This is a genomic window from Providencia sp. PROV269 (genome assembly GCF_028477785.1).
Classification (GTDB): Bacteria; Pseudomonadota; Gammaproteobacteria; order Enterobacterales; family Enterobacteriaceae; genus Providencia; species Providencia rettgeri.
In genome coordinates this window covers 280,821-298,769 of the sequence record NZ_JAMPLV010000005.1, presented here as the reverse complement: position 1 = coordinate 298,769, position 17,949 = coordinate 280,821, and the positions used below count along the sequence as shown (strand labels likewise).

The 17,949-nt window shown below is 37.4% G+C and carries 11 protein-coding genes and 1 tRNA gene; 6 read left to right on the top strand and 6 right to left on the bottom strand.

Going from position 1 to position 17,949, the window contains the following annotated elements; all coding sequences use genetic code 11:
- Positions 1-137 precede the first annotated feature (137 nt).
- Positions 138-1,649: a leucyl aminopeptidase gene (gene pepA, locus PR683_RS09355; protein ID WP_004907531.1), complete on the bottom strand. Its 1,512-nt coding sequence runs from the start codon at positions 1,647-1,649 to the stop codon at positions 138-140.
- 339 nt (positions 1,650-1,988) lie between these two features.
- Between pepA and lptF the strand changes: the two genes are divergently transcribed.
- Together lptF and lptG are read left to right on the top strand one after the other, a co-directional pair.
- Positions 1,989-3,086: an LPS export ABC transporter permease LptF gene (gene lptF, locus PR683_RS09350; protein WP_110731596.1), complete on the top strand. Its 1,098-nt coding sequence runs from the start codon at positions 1,989-1,991 to the stop codon at positions 3,084-3,086.
- The gene (lptG, locus tag PR683_RS09345; RefSeq protein ID WP_004907535.1) at positions 3,086-4,162 is read left to right on the top strand and encodes an LPS export ABC transporter permease LptG; all 1,077 of its coding nucleotides are present in this window, start codon (positions 3,086-3,088) and stop codon (positions 4,160-4,162) included. The genes lptF and lptG overlap by 1 nt, the downstream gene beginning before the upstream one ends.
- A gap of 57 nt (positions 4,163-4,219) precedes the next feature.
- Here the strand turns inward: lptG and PR683_RS09340 are convergent, their stop codons facing one another.
- Positions 4,220-4,663, bottom strand: coding sequence for a hypothetical protein (locus tag PR683_RS09340; RefSeq protein ID WP_164529233.1), 444 nt, complete (start codon positions 4,661-4,663; stop codon positions 4,220-4,222).
- 202 nt (positions 4,664-4,865) lie between these two features.
- Positions 4,866-6,089 carry a D-alanyl-D-alanine-carboxypeptidase/endopeptidase AmpH gene (ampH, locus tag PR683_RS09335; RefSeq protein WP_004907539.1) on the bottom strand — a complete coding sequence of 408 codons (1,224 nt, stop codon included), beginning with the start codon at positions 6,087-6,089 and terminating at the stop codon, positions 4,866-4,868.
- A gap of 413 nt (positions 6,090-6,502) precedes the next feature.
- On the opposite strand from ampH, the gene PR683_RS09330 reads away from it, so the two are divergent.
- The 3 genes from PR683_RS09330 (at position 6,503) to PR683_RS09320 (ending at position 9,303) form a co-directional block, all read left to right on the top strand.
- Positions 6,503-6,587 (top strand) — tRNA-Leu (locus PR683_RS09330).
- Positions 6,588-6,908: 321 nt separating this feature from the next.
- Complete coding sequence (locus PR683_RS09325) at positions 6,909-8,159, top strand: tyrosine-type recombinase/integrase (RefSeq protein ID WP_272581773.1); 1,251 nt, start codon at positions 6,909-6,911, stop codon at positions 8,157-8,159.
- A gap of 40 nt (positions 8,160-8,199) precedes the next feature.
- Positions 8,200-9,303, top strand: coding sequence for a PDDEXK-like family protein (locus PR683_RS09320; RefSeq protein WP_272581772.1), 1,104 nt, complete (start codon positions 8,200-8,202; stop codon positions 9,301-9,303).
- Positions 9,304-9,455: 152 nt separating this feature from the next.
- Here PR683_RS09320 and PR683_RS09315 read toward each other — a convergent pair whose 3' ends face one another.
- The gene (locus PR683_RS09315; RefSeq protein ID WP_272581771.1) at positions 9,456-11,213 is read right to left on the bottom strand and encodes an MvaI/BcnI family restriction endonuclease; all 1,758 of its coding nucleotides are present in this window, start codon (positions 11,211-11,213) and stop codon (positions 9,456-9,458) included.
- A 275-nt stretch (positions 11,214-11,488) separates the two neighbouring features.
- Between PR683_RS09315 and PR683_RS09310 the strand changes: the two genes are divergently transcribed.
- Complete coding sequence (locus tag PR683_RS09310; RefSeq protein ID WP_272581770.1) at positions 11,489-13,099, top strand: DNA cytosine methyltransferase; 1,611 nt, start codon at positions 11,489-11,491, stop codon at positions 13,097-13,099.
- A 93-nt stretch (positions 13,100-13,192) separates the two neighbouring features.
- On the opposite strand, the gene PR683_RS09305 is transcribed toward PR683_RS09310, so the two are convergent.
- Positions 13,193-14,893 carry a response regulator receiver domain gene (locus tag PR683_RS09305; RefSeq protein ID WP_272581769.1) on the bottom strand — a complete coding sequence of 567 codons (1,701 nt, stop codon included), beginning with the start codon at positions 14,891-14,893 and terminating at the stop codon, positions 13,193-13,195.
- Positions 14,893-17,928 (bottom strand): ATP-binding protein, encoded by a 3,036-nt coding sequence (locus PR683_RS09300; protein WP_272581768.1) that lies wholly within the window; start codon positions 17,926-17,928, stop codon positions 14,893-14,895. The genes PR683_RS09305 and PR683_RS09300 overlap by 1 nt, the downstream gene beginning before the upstream one ends.
- Positions 17,929-17,949 lie beyond the last annotated feature (21 nt).

Here is a 17,949-nt window from a genome sequence, read left to right as displayed (position 1 = left end):
TTGAATTATAACCTTTTTTATTGCTGCCTCAAAATGGCTTCTATGTGTATCGAAAAGCCAAAAATAATATCCCGAATCGCATAAGTGCTCATCGGGATATTTTTACGAGTGATGTACAGCTAAAATGCTAAATCGGGTTATTCATCACCATTAAGGCCTGCACGGTTCAACAAGAACTGCGCTAGCATGGAAACAGGGCGGCCAGTGGCCCCTTTCGCTGCACCTGAACGCCAAGCAGTTCCTGCGATATCAAGGTGTGCCCAGTTATATTTCGTCGCAAAGCGAGACAAGAAACAACCTGCGGTGATAGCACCCGCTGGACGTCCACCGGTATTGGCTAAATCAGCAAAATTTGGTGTGATTTGGTCAAAATATTCATCTGCTAATGGTAAACGCCATGCACGGTCGCCTGCTTGCTCAGAAGCATTTAATAGCTCGTGAGCCAGTGGATTATGGTTTGACATCAACCCAGTGTAATGGCTACCTAATGCAATCACACAAGCCCCTGTTAAAGTGGCTATATCGATAACCAGCTCTGGCTCAAAACGCTCAACATAGGTGAGTGCATCACACAGAACTAAACGGCCTTCGGCATCGGTATTGAGGACTTCAACGGTTTGCCCAGACATGGTAGTAAGGATATCACCTGGGCGATAAGCACGGCCACCAGGCATGTTTTCACAGCCAGCAAGAACCCCAATCACATTAATTGGCAATTGCAATTCAGTGATAAAGCGCATGACGCCATATACACTTGCAGCACCGCACATATCGTATTTCATTTCATCCATGCCTTCGGATGGTTTAATTGAAATACCGCCGGAGTCAAAGGTTAGGCCTTTACCAAGTAAAACGATAGGTTTGCTTTCTGGGTCTGGACTGCCTTTATATTCCATGATGGACATTAGCGATTCATTTTGTGAACCTTGACCGACCGCTAGATAGGCATTCATTCCAAGTTCTTTCATTTGCTCCTCACCAATCACTCGAGTGGTGAGTTTACTGTCTGAAATATCAGCTAATTGACGAGCTTGAGATGCTAAATAACCTGCATTACAGATGTTTGGCGGCATATTGCTTAAATCTTTCGCCGCTTTAACACCTGAAGCAATCGCTAAGCCGTGGGAAATAGCACGTTCACCACTAGTTAATTCACGGCGAGTTGGCACGTTGAAAACCAGTTTGCGTAGCGGACGGCGATGCTCTGTCTTATTACTTTTCAGTTGATCAAATACATACAGCGACTCTTTGGCTGTTTCGACGGCTTGGCGCACTTTCCAGTAATTATTACGACCTTTGACGTGTAATTCAGTTAAGAAACAGACGGCTTCCATTGAGCCAGTTTCATTCAGTGTGCTGATTGTTTTCTGAATAATTTGTTTAAATTGGCGCTCATCTAATTCGCGTTCTTTACCACAACCGATAAGTAGAATGCGTTCAGACAGAACGTTGGGTACATGATGGAGTAGCAGGGATTGCCCCACTTTACCCTCAAGTTCGCCGCGGCGCAGCAGGGCGCTGATATATCCGTCACTTATTTTGTCCAGCTGTTCAGCAATTGGGGACAGACGGCGTGGTTCAAAGACTCCGACAACAATGCATGCGCTGCGCTGTTTTTCCGGGCTACCACTTTTTACACTAAACTCCATGCGTTCTCCTGAATCTTAAAGACAAAGGCCGATGCTCCCGCTAAAATTAGCGTTTCGCATGATCTACCTCATAGAGAATGAACTCTTTATGTTAAACTAACCATCTATACGCGAAATAGCTCACATTGTATGCTGTTAATCGCGATACACCATGAAGTATGGCGGGTATATCTGGTTTCTCGAATATTAAGCATGTTCTGATATTTCAATCAGTATAGATAATGCTTTTATATCATTCTAGCCATACAATAAACTAGAGTATATGTTAGTAAATGGCAGACATCGAACGAACTTAGCCATTTTCTTCCCAAAAGACAAGTTTTCACAGGCGTAATAAGCGTGATCATTATTAGATATTTGGTACGGGAAACCCTGAAAAGTCAGTTAGCCATACTTTTTGTATTGATGCTAATCTTTTTTAGTCAGAAGTCGATAGATATTCTTGGCGCTGCGGTTCAGGGCAATATTCCTTCAAACTTAGTACTTCCTTTGCTGGGGTTAGGTGTGCCTGAAATGGCTCAGCTTATCTTACCTTTGAGCCTATTTCTTGGGCTTTTGATGACCTACAGTAAACTTTATACTGAAAGTGAAATCACGGTAATGCATGCCTGCGGTTTAGGTAAAAGTGTTTTAGTGAAAGCTGCGTTAGTCCTTGCAGTCATTACCGCTATGGTCGCGATTGCTAATATTACGTGGATGTTGCCGTGGTCATCTCAATATCAAGAGCAGGTATTGGCTGATGCGAAAGCCAATCCCGGGTTAGCTGCAATGGTCGAAGGGCAATTTAAAACCACTAAAGATGGCAACTATGTGCTGTACATTGGTGATGTAAAAGGTAACAACTTCAAGAATGTATTTCTTGCACAACTACGCGCCGCTAATGAACAACGGCCTTCTGTTGTGGTTGCTGATAGCGGCTATATGAAAGAAGATCCTGATGGTCGACAAGTCGTTGTTTTAAATGAGGGTACTCGTTATGAAGGAACCGCGTTACTGCGTGATTTTCGCATAACTGACTTTGTTAATTACCAAGCCATTGTTGATCACCAAACTGCAGAAACGCGTAGTGACAGAGTCGAGCAAAAAAATATGCTGCAACTGTGGTCTGAAAATACGCCTGAGGTGAACGCTGAGTTTCATTGGCGTTTAACCATTGTTTTCTCCGTTGTCGTCATGGCTTTGATGGTTGTGCCGTTAAGCGAGGTTAACCCACGTCAGGGGCGGGTACTCAGTATGCTTCCTGCAATGTTGCTGTACCTCATTTTCTTTTTATTACAAAGTACATTGCGTAACAGTGCTGATAAGGGCGACCTTGACCCAAGGTATACCATGTGGGCGGTGAATGTGGGGTATTTGGTATTAGCGATAGTCCTAAATGCGTGGAATACCGTCCCAATGCGCCGTATACGTCTTAAATTGAGTAAAGGGGTTGCCTGATGTTTGGTGTTTTAGATAGGTATATCGGTCGAACCATCTTAAATTCGATTTTAGTGACGTTATTTTTGCTCGTTTCCCTAGCTGGGATCATTAAATTTGTCGAGCAGCTTCGCAAAGTGGGCGATGGCGACTATACGGCATTGAGTGCAGGTGTATTCACCTTATTAACTGTTCCAAAAGATATTGATATTTTCTTTCCAATGGCGGCGTTGTTAGGTGCGCTCATGGGGTTAGGGGCACTGGCCTCACGTAGTGAGCTAGTCGTTATGCAAGCTTCTGGTTTTACTCGCTTGCAAATCGCATTATCGGTGATGAAAACGGCGGTTCCATTGGTCATTGTCGCCATGTTTATCGGTGAGTGGATCGCACCAGCGGGAGAGCAGTGGGCAAGAAATTATCGCGCAGAAAAAATCGTGGGTAATTCATTAGTTGTGACAGATGAAGGTATGTGGGCAAAAGATGCCAACGATTTTATCCATATTCAGCGGATTAATAATGCGACATCGATTCAAGATGTGTCGGTGTATCGTTTTGATGACCAACGTAAATTGAAGTCAGTGATGTTTGCTGCGAATGGCGAGTATGACTCGACAAATCAGCTTTGGGTATTATCTCAAGTGGACGAGTCAATTCTAAGTAGTGAGAAAAAAATTACAGGTTCACAGCGATTAACGGTTGATTGGAAAACCAATCTCACCCCAGAAAAACTAGGAATAGTTTCACTGAATGCTGACTCGCTTTCCATCCGTGGCCTATATCAATATGTCTCGTACTTAAAAGAAAGTGGCCAAGTTGCCGCGGTTTATGAGCTCAGTATGTGGAAAAAAATACTGGCGCCATTATCCGCAGCCGTCATGATGTTAATGGCAGTTTCATTTATTTTTGGGCCGCTGCGTACCGTTCCGATGGGTGTTCGTGTTATTTCAGGTATTGTGGGTGGGTTCTTGTTTTACGTACTCAACCAAGGGTTTGGTAACTGGAGCCTAGTTTATTCGGTACCACCCATTGTTGCGGCAATTTTGCCAAGTTTACTGTTTTTGATTGTTAGTATCGTATTATTAGTCAAACGAAAATAGTGATAGAGGAATGAGAGATAAAAAACGGTAGTATATTGAAAAAACTACCGTTTTTTATTATCCAAATAACGCATAACCTAATGCACTGATAAAGGCTACTATCCTTGTTTGCGGTTGAAATAACTTTTTTCTGGCACCTGGGATATTACTTTGGTCATCAATAGCTAAAATATTTTGGCGACTCCGGTTTGCTAATTGCTGAGCAAGTGAAAAAATTCCACCTTTCATACTATTTTGTCGTTTAAATTTAAAAGCCATCTGGCACTTTTCCCGATATATTCGTCTTTCTTCTTGTCGGCAAGCTTTGATAGCTTGTAATTCTGAGCCTTCGAAATACTTGTAGGGATATTGAATAGCAATAGACCTATTTTCTACATACTCTGGTTTTTTAGTACAATGGCCTTTAATACTATTTAAAACTTCTATCAATTCAAATTGGCTAATTTTGGGGTATTGTGTAGCCTGACAACTTGATGTTATCGCGTGGTTTTTTGTTCTCATTTTAGCTCCGCATGTGTTAATGGAAGGCTAAAAGATTATCGGTAATCTGAATGAATTGATTTTAAAAATGGATAGTAAAATTATCAAAAACAGCCTGAATTTATCAGGCTGTTGTCGCAATTAATGAGATAACGCGGGTAAATCCACGTTTTAGGGTCGGGGTGTAACTCGCCATTGTTTGTAACACTTCGGCGGTACTCCTTCAATGTTTCCCATACGCATGGTTAGTAGATAATGAGGCGACTAGTTCATTAACACCAATCGTTAATTTACTGAATTTACTGTTATCTTTGCGGGTCATTACCACAAATACCCCAATATTTTGCTGTGGGATCATCGCCATATAGGTGTTAAACCCGCCACCGCCACCTGTTTTTTGGTAAATACCAGGAATGCCATTTTTCGGTTTCATATACACCCACCCAAGGCCTAATCCATCAGCATGGCCTGCAACATCCATCCCTTTAATTTCTAAAAGTTTTTCACGGGGAAAATAGATGCCTTGTTCACGGGCTGCGGTGACTTTTCTTAGGTTACTGTCTGTCGATAAAAATTGCTGCATCCATTTTTGCATATCTGCAGGGGTGGAATACACACCACCACTTCCTGCTGCTGCAAGAGTGTTATGGCAAGGGCTGGGTTTCGTTCCTTCCATTAACCGCGCGCATTGTGCATTATTGGGGGTGTAAGTGGTATTCGTCATTTTGGCGGGAGAAGTAACATAGTGGTTAAATAGCTGAGGGTAAGAGACTCCTGAAGCTTTAACCATCGCATCTGCCAATAAGTCATACGCTAAGTTGGAATAAGAAGCTTCTGTTCCCGGTGTTGCATCTAACTTACCTGTTTTTAGCCAGGTCCAGCGGTTATCTTGAGTTGGCCAAATAAAAACAGGACGTCCCCATTTCCCACCGGGTTGTTCGCGAGGTAAGCCACTGGTATGGCTTGCTAAGTGATATAAGCGAATAGGTTGCCCGCTGGCATTATCAGGAACAGTAACGCCATGGTAAGCGTATTGTTGTAATGGGTCCGTAATTAGTAGTTTCTTATCTTGTTCAAGCTTAATTAATATTTCGCTTGTCATTAATTTTGTAATTGATGCAATGCGAATTAATGAGTTTGGACCAGGTTTTTTACCATTACCCGGTGCGGTTTCACCATAATAACGCGATAACGCCTGATTATTATCGATAACAATGATAGCCATGCCCCGTGCATTGCTTTCATTAAAAATGCGATTAGCGTATAAATCGACAATCTTAGCGACGCGCTCGTAAGTCCTTCTATCTCCCTCAAAAACTTGCCAGTCAGAGGATTCAATATCATTACTTTGCAAAAACTTTGGTGCTTTTTCTGTCTTACTTGAACATGCCATTAACACTAAGGATAATGCAGATACAGACAGAACTTTTAGAAATGATTTCTTCATGTTGGAAGCCAGCCGATATGATTGTTTGCAAATGGCCTTTCAGCCATATTATTTTTTCTTCGCGAAAATCTTCATTACCACACCAATTAAGATGCCAATAAAGATACCTGTTGCTATCCACCCAACAAAACCCATGATTAAACCTTAAATATTGACATTAGATTGCAGATAAACTAACAAAAATAATGACCTGCCGCCAGTCACAGAGCCTCGTGATAAGAAAAATAATTTGGGAGAAGTTAACATACTCATTAATAGATATATAAACAAAAGAAGCTTTCCTTGTGATTTTATAAGATCTAAGGAATATGCTTTTTTTTTAATCGAACAAACCGTATCTTCACGAATAAGTGTTGCCAGTAGGCACAAGGCAAGTATAATGGCAGCGTTTTCCAAGAAACACATCACTTCGTGCCGGAGTGGCGGAATTGGTAGACGCAGTTGATTCAAAATCAACCGCCTTCGGGTGTGCCGGTTCGAGTCCGGCCTTCGGCACCATAAGAACATCAAGAGACGTCAACGGACGTCTTTTTTTGTATCTAAAATCCAGTGTTTGCAAGGCTTTCACCGCGTTTTCAGTCAATGCATGTCAATCTAACTCAACCCACATCAATCTCCGAGTGAGTATATATCTGAGTATATACGTCGCTTCGATAATGAATGTATACTCGTCATACTTCGAATTACATGGGTGTTGGCTTCGTTCAGCTATCCGAGTCACATAGTTATCTATGCTCCTCGGCTATCTTCACTTGCCGCCTACATGTAATCCGAATTATTTAGAGTATATGCTTGCTCAAAGGTGAGAGGACAAAGAATATGGCATTAACCGATACGAAAGTTCGAGCAGCTAAACCTGACGAGAAAGCTTATACACTGACAGACAGTGATGGCTTGTTTCTTTATATTCACCCCAATGGTTCTAAATATTGGCGCTTCCGTTTTCGCTTTGGCGGCAAACAACATTTGATGGCTTTTGGTGTATACCCTGAAATCTCCTTAGCGGATGCAAGAGAAAGAAGGGATGCTGCCAGAAAGCAAGTTGCTTTAGGTATCGACCCACGCGAACTCAAGAAAGAATTAAAGGAAGAACAGCAAAAGGAATTTAATACCTTTGAGAAAGTTGCTCGCGATTGGCACGCAACCAATAAGAAGTGGTCTGAAGGGCATAGCCATCGAGTACTCAAAAGCCTTGAAGACAACATCTTTGCTGCTATCGGTAAACGTAATATTGCCGAACTAAAAACTCGCGATCTCCTCGAACCGATTAAAGCCGTAGAGATGTCTGGACGTCTTGAGGTGGCGGCACGCTTACAACAGCGTGTGACAGCCATTATGCGCTATGCCGTACAGAGCGGTTTAATCGACTATAATCCAGCACAAGATATGGCTGGCGCAGTTGCCACTGGTAAACGAGTTCATAGAGCCGCATTAGAGCTTAAACGTCTACCTGAGTTCTTACAACGTATTGATGATTATAAAGGAAGACCTTTAACTAAACTTGCAGTCAAACTCACCTTATTAGTCTTTATTCGTTCCAGTGAACTGCGCTTTGCTCGTTGGGATGAAATCGATTTTGATAATGCCATGTGGACGATCCCCGCTGAACGCGAAGCGATAGAAGGCGTTAAACACTCTCATCGCGGATCAAAAATGCGTACACCTCATTTAGTTCCTTTAAGTAGACAAGCCATTGAGATCTTAAAGCAGATCTATCAATTTAGCGGTAACCATGAGCTGATCTTTATCGGCGATCATAATCCTAGAAAACCAATGAGTGAAAACACAGTGAACAATGCATTACGTGTGATGGGATATGACACTAAAACGGAAGTGTGTGGGCATGGTTTTAGAACAATGGCCTGTAGTTCGTTGATTGAGTCAGGGTTATGGTCGAAGGATGCAGTAGAAAGGCAGATGAGCCACCAAGAACGCAATTCAGTAAGAGCAGCTTATATTCATAAAGCAGAACATATTGAAGAAAGGCGGCTGATGGTGCAATGGTGGGCGGATTATTTGGATGCGAATAGGGAACGGCATGTGGGGGCGTTTGGGTTTGGGAAAAGGTAGATTAATTTATATCTGAATCTAATTTCAAGGAAGGTTGAATGTGAATAATTATGAAGAAATAAAATCATTTCTTGATGAATTGAACCAATATAATCAAGTCGTAGATAAAGAAACATCTATCTTTTGCATCGGTAGCCGAGGGTATTATGAAAATCCGACAACTGATATTCTTGCATTTTTTCTCGATGATAATGAATCTCATGGCTTAGGTGCTTTGGTTATTGAAGCATTAGTTGCTATTTTACCAGACGAATATAAAAAAATAGACTGTTCTCTGGTTTCACCTCCAGAGCGTGAAATCAGAACTAAAACGGGTAAAAGAATTGATTTATTACTAGAGAATCAGCAGTGGATTATGGTGATTGAAAATAAAATTTTTCATGAACAAAATAACCCATTTAAAGATTATGAAAATCATGTTTCAAAAAAGAATGCTTCTGATAACAAAAAAAGTATTTTCATTATTTTGTCGCCATCAGGGAGTGTTTCGCAAAAAAATACAAAATGGATTGGAATAAGTTATGCTACCTTAATTAATTCTATTAAGGATAAGCTCTCGGGCTACTTTATTTCAGAGCCACTAAATAAATGGGTGATTTTGCTTCGTGAATTTATTTTACACTTGGAAAATATAATGAATAAGCCAGAAGTCTCAGATGAAAATATAAATTTTATCTTGTCTAATTTAGCTAAAATAAAGCAAGCACAAAAAATGCAAGATAAAGTATTGAAAGCATATAAAGATCAATTGCATAACGCTTTGTCTGTGAAGCTTAATGCTGAATTATACTCAGTTATTGTTCATTGGCACGGTTATCCAGCAATCAGATTTGCATTAAAGGGATGGCCCACTGATTCTGATGTAGTACTGTTTTTAGACTCACGAAAAGGGAAATCGTTTTGTATTAATTATTATTCCAGTGTTGTTAATGATACTCAACGTAAAGTAGCAGATGAGCATTTCAAAGAGGAAGATTGTACCGATATATGGAATGAACTTAAGGGTACTTATCGTTGCTACAAAGCTCATTTTACAGCAGAAGAATTAGAAAATTTCAATCAAGATGTAGCTCTGAAAAAATTAGCACATAAATTGGAACTAATGGATAGATTTGAGAAAGAAAAAAGGCCAAAATTGCTCTAACCAAACTATATTCATTATAATTATTTATAGATTAAGTAATTTATAACTTGATAATAAACATTATAGAATGGTTTAATCGTTGAGAAAAATCTCAACGATTATTAATTTTAAATTACAGTCTCTTAAAGTTAGGTTTTAAATTTTTAAAAAAATTATTTTAATTCTAGTGCTTTCTCTCTATTAATTAATCCAGAACTACCACAAGTAGAGCATTCTAATGTAATATTCCCCCTACAATCAGGACATTTGAATTCATTATAATTAGCGAGATTAATATTTTTAACTTCAGCTATTTTTATCGACCCCATACCATTACAAACAGGGCAATCCTCTTTAGTTAAGCGGCACTTACCATTACAAATAGGGCATGTTGTTGTTGGTAGGTGTTCACTTATCTCTTTATTATTATTGATAATAGATTTTTGAATACCAGTATTTACAGTTAAATTGTACTTAACAGGCTCAGGGAATATTAAGCCTAGATCTCTTGGATTAATTTTAAACAGAGGCCCTTTTTCCGATACTCTACCATTTTTTGCTGAGCGTTTAATCAAATGGTCCATCGTTATGGTTCCATTTTCAAGCAAAGGCATTAGTTGGTTTAAGAGGGGGGCTTTTGTATGAGTAACAGAAATTAGCTGAAAGTATTCAACGCCATCAATAAATTGACTTTTAGCTTCAATCCAAAATGTTTCAGAATGCTTTTCTTTCAATCGTTTGCGAAGTAGTTTGCCACTCCAACTTGCTACGTGCTCTTTAAATATATTTTTATCATCTTTATACTCAGCACACCACTCCTGTAAAACATCCTCTTCAACCTTGAATACTAATCCTTGGCTGTTAGGTTTTCGCGTACTAATGGTACAATAGAGCTTAAAATCATCTTCTCTGAAGTAGCCAAATTTATCTAGGATCTCAGCACTTTTCTTATAGGGGCTTATTTCCCATTCAGCAACTTGAGCGAAAATTGTTGTTCTATTTTTCTCGGCATTACGCCCAGACTTTAGTTCAATACCTTTATAATCTGGTAACTTACTTGAGTTTGCTTGAATACCTAATGCATCTTCAATAGACATACCTACTGCAGTATCACCAACATGTGTCGCTTTTATTGGTGTTTTGGCTAATTCTTTTAGCTTGTTGAGTAATTCATTAGCAATAGCATTATTTTCGCTTAAGTAACTATCAACGAACTTTCTTAGCTGACTTGCTGTAGATTCTAGTTCTAAGGTCAGATTTACTGAACTTAGATCTATTAGATAGGCGCAGTCATTATGAATAACAATAGCAATTTGTGCTCCGGCGAATGTGAAATGTTGAAGGCTGGGGAACCACATTCTTGGGTCACCTTTTTTCGTTTTAGGGCGATATAAACTAACAGTGGTCTGTTTCCGTTTTTCGGATGTGAGCAAAAAGGCTGTTTTATTTATACCATATTCTTTCGCCCCTTGGCCTTGTTGCTCATAGTGATGAAAATCTGTTATTTCAAAGTGAGTCCTTACGACTTGTGTTGCATCTAATATTCCTTTTTTTAATCCTGTCTTAGTTGGTTCAAAAATAGAAAACTCGATAGCTAATTGTGCAAGGATTTTTTTATTATTGTTGACTCGTAATTTTGTTACTTCATCAATATCTTCAGTCCGTTCTTGCTGAAGTAATTGTTGGTCACTATCATCTAAAATAACATCGGAGTCATTAATAAAAGTCTGAGATACATTAGGAGTCGGTGTTTTGATGCTAGCATCATTATCATAGGCGTTAACTACAGCTTTCCAATTACCAAAGCAATTACTTTTAGCAACAATCTCAAGCGCTTTAGCATGGGATATATTTTTTTCTTTCTTGATTTCTTTTGCTTGTTTTTTAAGCTTTTCGAATTTTGACGCAGTAATACGTGGGGGTTGTGACATGTATAGCCTCTCTGTAATTTAGTTTCAGAAACAAATACATGCACCATTTCTTACTGCCCATAAATAAGTGATGCATAGATATTGAAACTTAAAAATTACAGAGAGGACTCGAAAGTCTTTGCTTGCTTGGGCTGAAGGCTTCTCTCTAAGCCGTAAATGGACTCTATAATTTCAGAGAAACTATGTCAATGAAATTGAAATTTAGGCCTGGACATTTCTAAATAATTCCTTTAGAATCTGTCAATTATTATCAATACTGTATATTTATATAGTTTATGAAAAAAGAAAATAAATTCAATCATATAGAGCTTTTCTCTGGGTGTGGGGGGCTTTCTCTAGGTCTTGAAAAAGCAGGATTTGAATTATTATTGGCTAATGAGCTATCGCCTATGGCGGCAGAAACATTTTCATATAACTTTTTTAATGAAGATTACCAAGATCTTGCTAAAAAAGATAAAAAGCCTAAACATTCATTTTGGATCAGTAGCAAGCATGAGAAGTTATTACCTCGACTGAGAGAAAATCCTTTTGAATACCCTGACTGTGCAGATAAAAGCAGTGTTACTGATATTCCTAAAAATATTAAAAGCCTGAAAGGTAATTTATTAATAGGAAACATTATTGAGTTAAACAAGCTTATTGAAAGTAAGGAAGAACTACGCCAAGCGTTAATATCAGGTTTTTCAAGTGGTGGTGTTGATCTTGTTTCTGGAGGCCCTCCATGCCAAGGTTTTAGTATGGCTGGATTACGGGAAAAAGATAGCGACAAAAATATGCTTCCTTGGGAGTTTGCTAAGTTTGTTGAGTATGTGCAACCTAAAATCGCTGTTTTAGAAAATGTAACAGGGATCTTAAGGGCATTCAAAGATAGCGATGGAAAGCCTTTCTATGCTTGGTTTGAGGTTGCAAAAGCGTTTGCTGAAAAAAAATATATTCCACTATGCTTACATGTGAACGCTAGGTTTGCAGGTGTCCCACAGAACAGGCCTCGTTTTATCATGATAGCAATACGCTCTGATATATTTGAAGATATCAAAAGATCGTTTGACAGTGATAGTGTTGATTATCAATTGCTTTCTTCATCAGAGAAATTCTACAAACTTGTTCAAAATAAACCTGATAAAGCGATCATGGGAACACTTGAATGTTATGACCCAGTGAAGAATATTTCGTTGTTTGAAGATTCATTTTTACGTCATCTTGTTGGTCATGCTCTTGTATCAGTCAAAGAAGCTTTAGATGATTTAAAGCAAACATCTCCTACAAAACCATCGAAATTTGTTGAAAGCTTGAATGAAACATTCTCAACCGTATTGTTAGAGCATGAGAAGTTAAGTAACCACGACCATAGAAGTAATGGTTATCATGTTCAGCGTAGATTTCGATTATACCAAGTTGTACAACAAAGCCAAAGTACAACGGTAAAGAAAGAAATATTCGATATATTGAAAGGTGATTCTTGCTCACTATCAGATGCAGTCTGGGAACAAGTAAAAGACTATGAGTTTTTAAAAGATAACAATAAAATTGAATGCTTCTATTCAAAAGATAGTTTTATTGAATATTTACGAAATCACCCAACTAAGAAGCATTCACAAAAAGCGTTAGATCCTAATCAACCTGCGCCGGCTGCTTTATCGATACCTGATGATGCATGTCATTATGATAAAAATGAATTGAGAGTTCTCACTGTTAGAGAAATGGCAAGAATTCAGTCATTTCCTGACAATTTTGTATTTCGTTCAAAAGTGACTACTGGTGGGCAAATGCGTAAATTTGAAGTTCCTCAATATACTCAGGTAGGAAATGCAGTTCCACCATTACTAGGGGTGGCAATTGGTAAGGTGGTTACTGAATTACTGGATAAATTGATAATTAGTAAATAGGATAAATCATTCCTATATTTATTAGTATAGGAATGATTATTTTCATAATTTTTGCTATTTGCAAATAGTATAATTTACTCAACTATGGCTGCTTTATCTATACATAGAGGAAGCTTTTCGTCGCCTAACCCATTCGATTTCATCAACACCTATTCTGTTAAAATCACCGACTATTGAAGACACTTTATTTTGTATATCTAAATCTTCAAGATCTCCGATCCATCGATATTTTTTTTCATTTTTTGATTGGAAATATATTTCATTCCCATTCTTTACTGCTGTAATTTTAGAAAAATCTCCAGCAGCAAACTCAATAGTTTGTAAATCATAAAATTTTAAATTAGTTTTAAGGTTTACATAAGAGCCTTCTTGAGTAATATCTGGAGCGATTAAGTCATAAACATCGTCATTTTTATCGAGCTTAGCAAATAAAAAATTTCGTTCGCCTTTTACCCTAGCTGTATCGCATTTAGGCATTACGCAAACAAGATAGCCATTTTCGGATGAATCTTTGAGCAATGTTCCTTGTGTTAAATAAGGTATTCCTTCTCGTAAATCTTGATATGTCCGTCTAAAAGCTGTAAGTGCCGATAATTTTTGAGATGATTCTTTAACTGATTCTTCTGATGATCCGAATATCCCAACGATACGTTCGAGATTTTCCCCTTGTTTTGTTATGAATTTTGCTTGCTTTTTGCTAGTTTGCTTTTGAATTTCTTTAAATAATCCTTTTTTTCCTTCAGTAAATCCATATTCACATGATGCTAAAAAGTTTTCTTTTGTAAAAATAATCTCTTTAGTTCCATCGGTTACATCGGTTACATCGGTTCCATCACTGACAATAACTGTAGCTTTTTTATGGCAATTTATATAGTTATCTTCAATCCAGTTTTTGATTTTTTCATACCCTAGAGTATTTTTGTCCACTTGAGTAATAGCTAATACATTCCTTAAATAAGATGCATAATTCTCAAGCATTAGTAATTCCGCATCTTCTGGATTTGGTAGTAGCACCCTATGTGCTAAATAGCCTGCATCAAGATTTGAGCTGAATTTGGCTAACAATGCCCCCGTATTTTGCCTTAGAGTAGAGGTTGCTTTCATGGCAAATGCAGGTACAAGGCCATCTACAAGTTTAGCAAATTCACCTAATACTGTTTTAGGTAAGTCATTTTCAGAGACGGGTCTGAGCCCATTAATGGCATCTGCTTTATTATAGAAAACAATGTTCAAATGTTCAGCGTTTATTTGATAATCAACATCCTTGCTTAACCTATGATTATTCAAATTTGTCCAAAGGGTATCACGTAACTTTGCAAGATCTGATTCTCCTGTATAAATAACAATCGTCCTTAGCCTTCCACCAGATTCTAAGTCTTGTTCTAATATTTTCTTAACTATTTCAATACTATAATTTGGATCATGATCTGTTAGCATCCAGTCTAAAATAATTATATCTGCAGCTGCTGAAATTTTTTTTGCCTTAGCAGCAAATGATTCGGCAGAATCCCCTTGTTTTATTTTAGGTTGGTAAAGGCCAGCAATAATATCTAGTTCATAGAATGCATTTGTTAATGCTAATGTGTTTAGGCTATGGGTATTTTTAGTAGACTCAGTAGACTCAGTAGACTCAGTAGACTCAGTAGACTCAATTAATGGATTATAAGATTCATCATCTATATCAATTCTTTCTGCTTCTGTGTCATAATTTAGCCCAGCTCCATCATCAATGATTAAAACTGTCTGAACATACTCTCCAACGATGCTTCTACAATGATTTGCGAAAATCCCCATTATGCTTCCTCCGAAATTTGTTTGCTGATAGCAAAACATGGAGAAGCACTAGCACCCCCATTAATTAATTGGATGTCAAATCCTTCATTATTTAGAGATTGCTTACTTATATACAAACCCATTCCTCTACCACTACTTTTTCTTGAAAAAGTAAAATCAAAAATTCTATCTTTATCTTGAATCGCGATTTCTGGACCATTATTGCTTATTGTCAAGGACTCACCATCAACATCTAACTTGATAGTCTTGAATGGGTTCTCACTATCACTCTGTGTATTTAACCAATAGATAGCATTATCAACAACATTGATAAATACGGGTAAAAAAGAAGATGGATAAACTTCAGTTGTCCTAGTTAAAAAATCATTCGTAGACTCAAAATGAATATTGTGTCGGCTCAGGCGTTCATTAAATATATCTTGTAGATAGTTTTTAATCTCTTTACCTGAAAGCTCAATTTTACTTCTGTATAAGCGCCGATTAAGGGGGGTAAACATTTTTAGATAACCATCAAGATGAGAAAAACTATGATTTATGTTATTATATAATTTACCTAGTTTTTCATTTTTATTAGCCCATGGTTTTAATGAACGTATTGATTCTCTTACATTTCGTGCCGTACTACTAAACTCATGTTGAATAATACCTAAAGACATACCTAATTGAGCAAACTCAAAGTACTGATTTAATGATTCTTTATATTTTTCATTTTCATTTTCTAATGCGCTTAGTATATCAACTGAATTAAGTTCATCATTATTTATTTCACTGAGCACCTGCTCTATGGTATCACGCATTTTTGTAAAATAAGTTTCTGTTTGCATGTTAATATCATCCAGCCGAGCATCCCAATCATTCATATAACTCATGGATTTTTCAATTGGTAGTGTATCAATAGGTGTTGAATTAATTTCTGCCATGATTTCAGATAACGCATTAGTGAACTCGGTTGATTTAGCTCTAGCCTTATTTTTAATCGTAGAATCTATTATCTCAACGTTTTCAGTTAACTCATTTTTATAATTAGAAATGCTTTTAGATAATGTTTTTTTCTCATCCTCTAATCTCTCAGTTGCTCTGGAGCGAAGAGAAAAGGAAATTTTATTTTTCTGTATATAACTAGACAGCAAAAATTCAATTTTTTGTTTCTCTACATTAATAATTTCATTAATTATTTTTTCTCTATTTTTTAAGTAAGACACCCAGTCTTGTTTAATTTGCTTATTTAAGCCGATGTTAGGTTTGGTTATTTTTATTTTTTTATCTAAATCTTTTAATGAGCTGGATACAAAATTCCTTATTGACGTAATATGATCACTTTTTTCTTTTTCAGTCCAGCTACTGTCACTTTTGGCTAATTCCGATTCAACAAAAGATACTAGTCCATTAGTTTCTCTAATGTAATATCCATCTTTTATATCATCAAAAAAGGAGTCAAGCTCAGCTTGTAATTTATCTTTTTTAGGTCCAATAAGTTTTTTTCGCTTTGCCAATAATTCCTTTTCTGCAAGTGCTTCTTGTCTAAATTTATTTTTAATTTCACTAAATCTATCATTCACTGATGAATCACGGAAAAAATCAATTGCTAATTGCTCAAAGAAATTCTCTAAAACTCCTTTAAATTCCCGATATGCGGTATTCTCTCGTAATCCTTCTCGCCCGGCTTTTTCTTCAAGCTCACTATTTTTATCATGTTCGATATCTATTGCGCCAAACATTAAACGGTGAGAGAAGAATGCTGTACCTGCATTCTTTGTTCTTTTTTCCTCAAACCTAAGAAAATCGAATTCTTGCTTTCCATATGGTAAAACTCGAATACCATCTTTATAGAGGTATAAACCACCATACATAGTTAGCTTATTTTTTATATCAACATATATATCCGGTGGTACTAAACTTTCTGAGCTATCACCTTGTAAATAGGTGAACTGAATGTTAAATGGTCCACAGCGAGTTTTTTGCCCAAAATTATCATTCCAATTAATTATATGGTATTGAGGCTCACCACGAAAAACGGTTACAAAACCTTTAAATTGACCATATTCATCAAATTTACCTTCAATAAAATGGTCTCCATTCCCAGCATCAGCTTTACTAAAAAAACTAGCTTCGATTAATTCTTGAGCATCAGCATTGCCTTGGTGTAATCGAAATTTTGTTTTTAATACTAATGCTTGTTCTTCAGATAGAGGGTTTGAGAAGCCAACAAGAATTTTTTGCAACTCTGTAGTTGATTTATTGTTCGTTTTTACATCTAGTGCTAGAGTCTCATCACAGGGGATAATAATAAAATGAGTTCCTTTACCAATACCATCGAGCTTTGGTTTTTTACCGTGTGGTATACTCATTAATTCAGATTGTTTACTTAATTTTTCCCAATTCTTCTCTGTTTGTTTTTGTAAGTTTTCGAATAATATTTTAGGTGAAAAATTTAATAACTTGGAATCTTCTTCAATTAAATTAAAATAATCAGTTGGTATTTTATTCCCCAGCTTTTTAAGATTGGATATTAATTCATCTGACATACTTTTAAGATCGTCAGCGGTGGGGAGAGTATTTTCACCAAAAGTGCGAATTGGAATGATAATATCTGAAATACTAATGTCAGGAATCTCAAATTGGCTCCAATGAATGAGCCCGACAACCATATCATGTAAGCCATCATTGCGTTCAGCGCGAGTTAGAACAACTACTTGGCGGCCAATAGATGCAATAGCAAGGCGACCAATACCTTTCTCCCCCATCAGTTTTCGCTCATTCATTCCCATTGGTATATAGTCTGATTTTCTATTTACACCGTATTTACTGGATGTTCCAATAGTCAGCCATTTACGAATGAAGTCCTCTTCAGTCATACCAATGCCATCATCACGCAGTACAACGAGGTTCTGATTTTGATAGTAATCAATTTCGGCGTTATTGGCATATGCATCATGAGCGTTTTTAAATAACTCATGAATTGCAGTAGGTATGCCAGCAATTTGCTGTCGGCCTAACATATCAACAGCTCTAGCACTAACACTCATTTGAGCCATGTAATTTTGTTCCTATGTTGA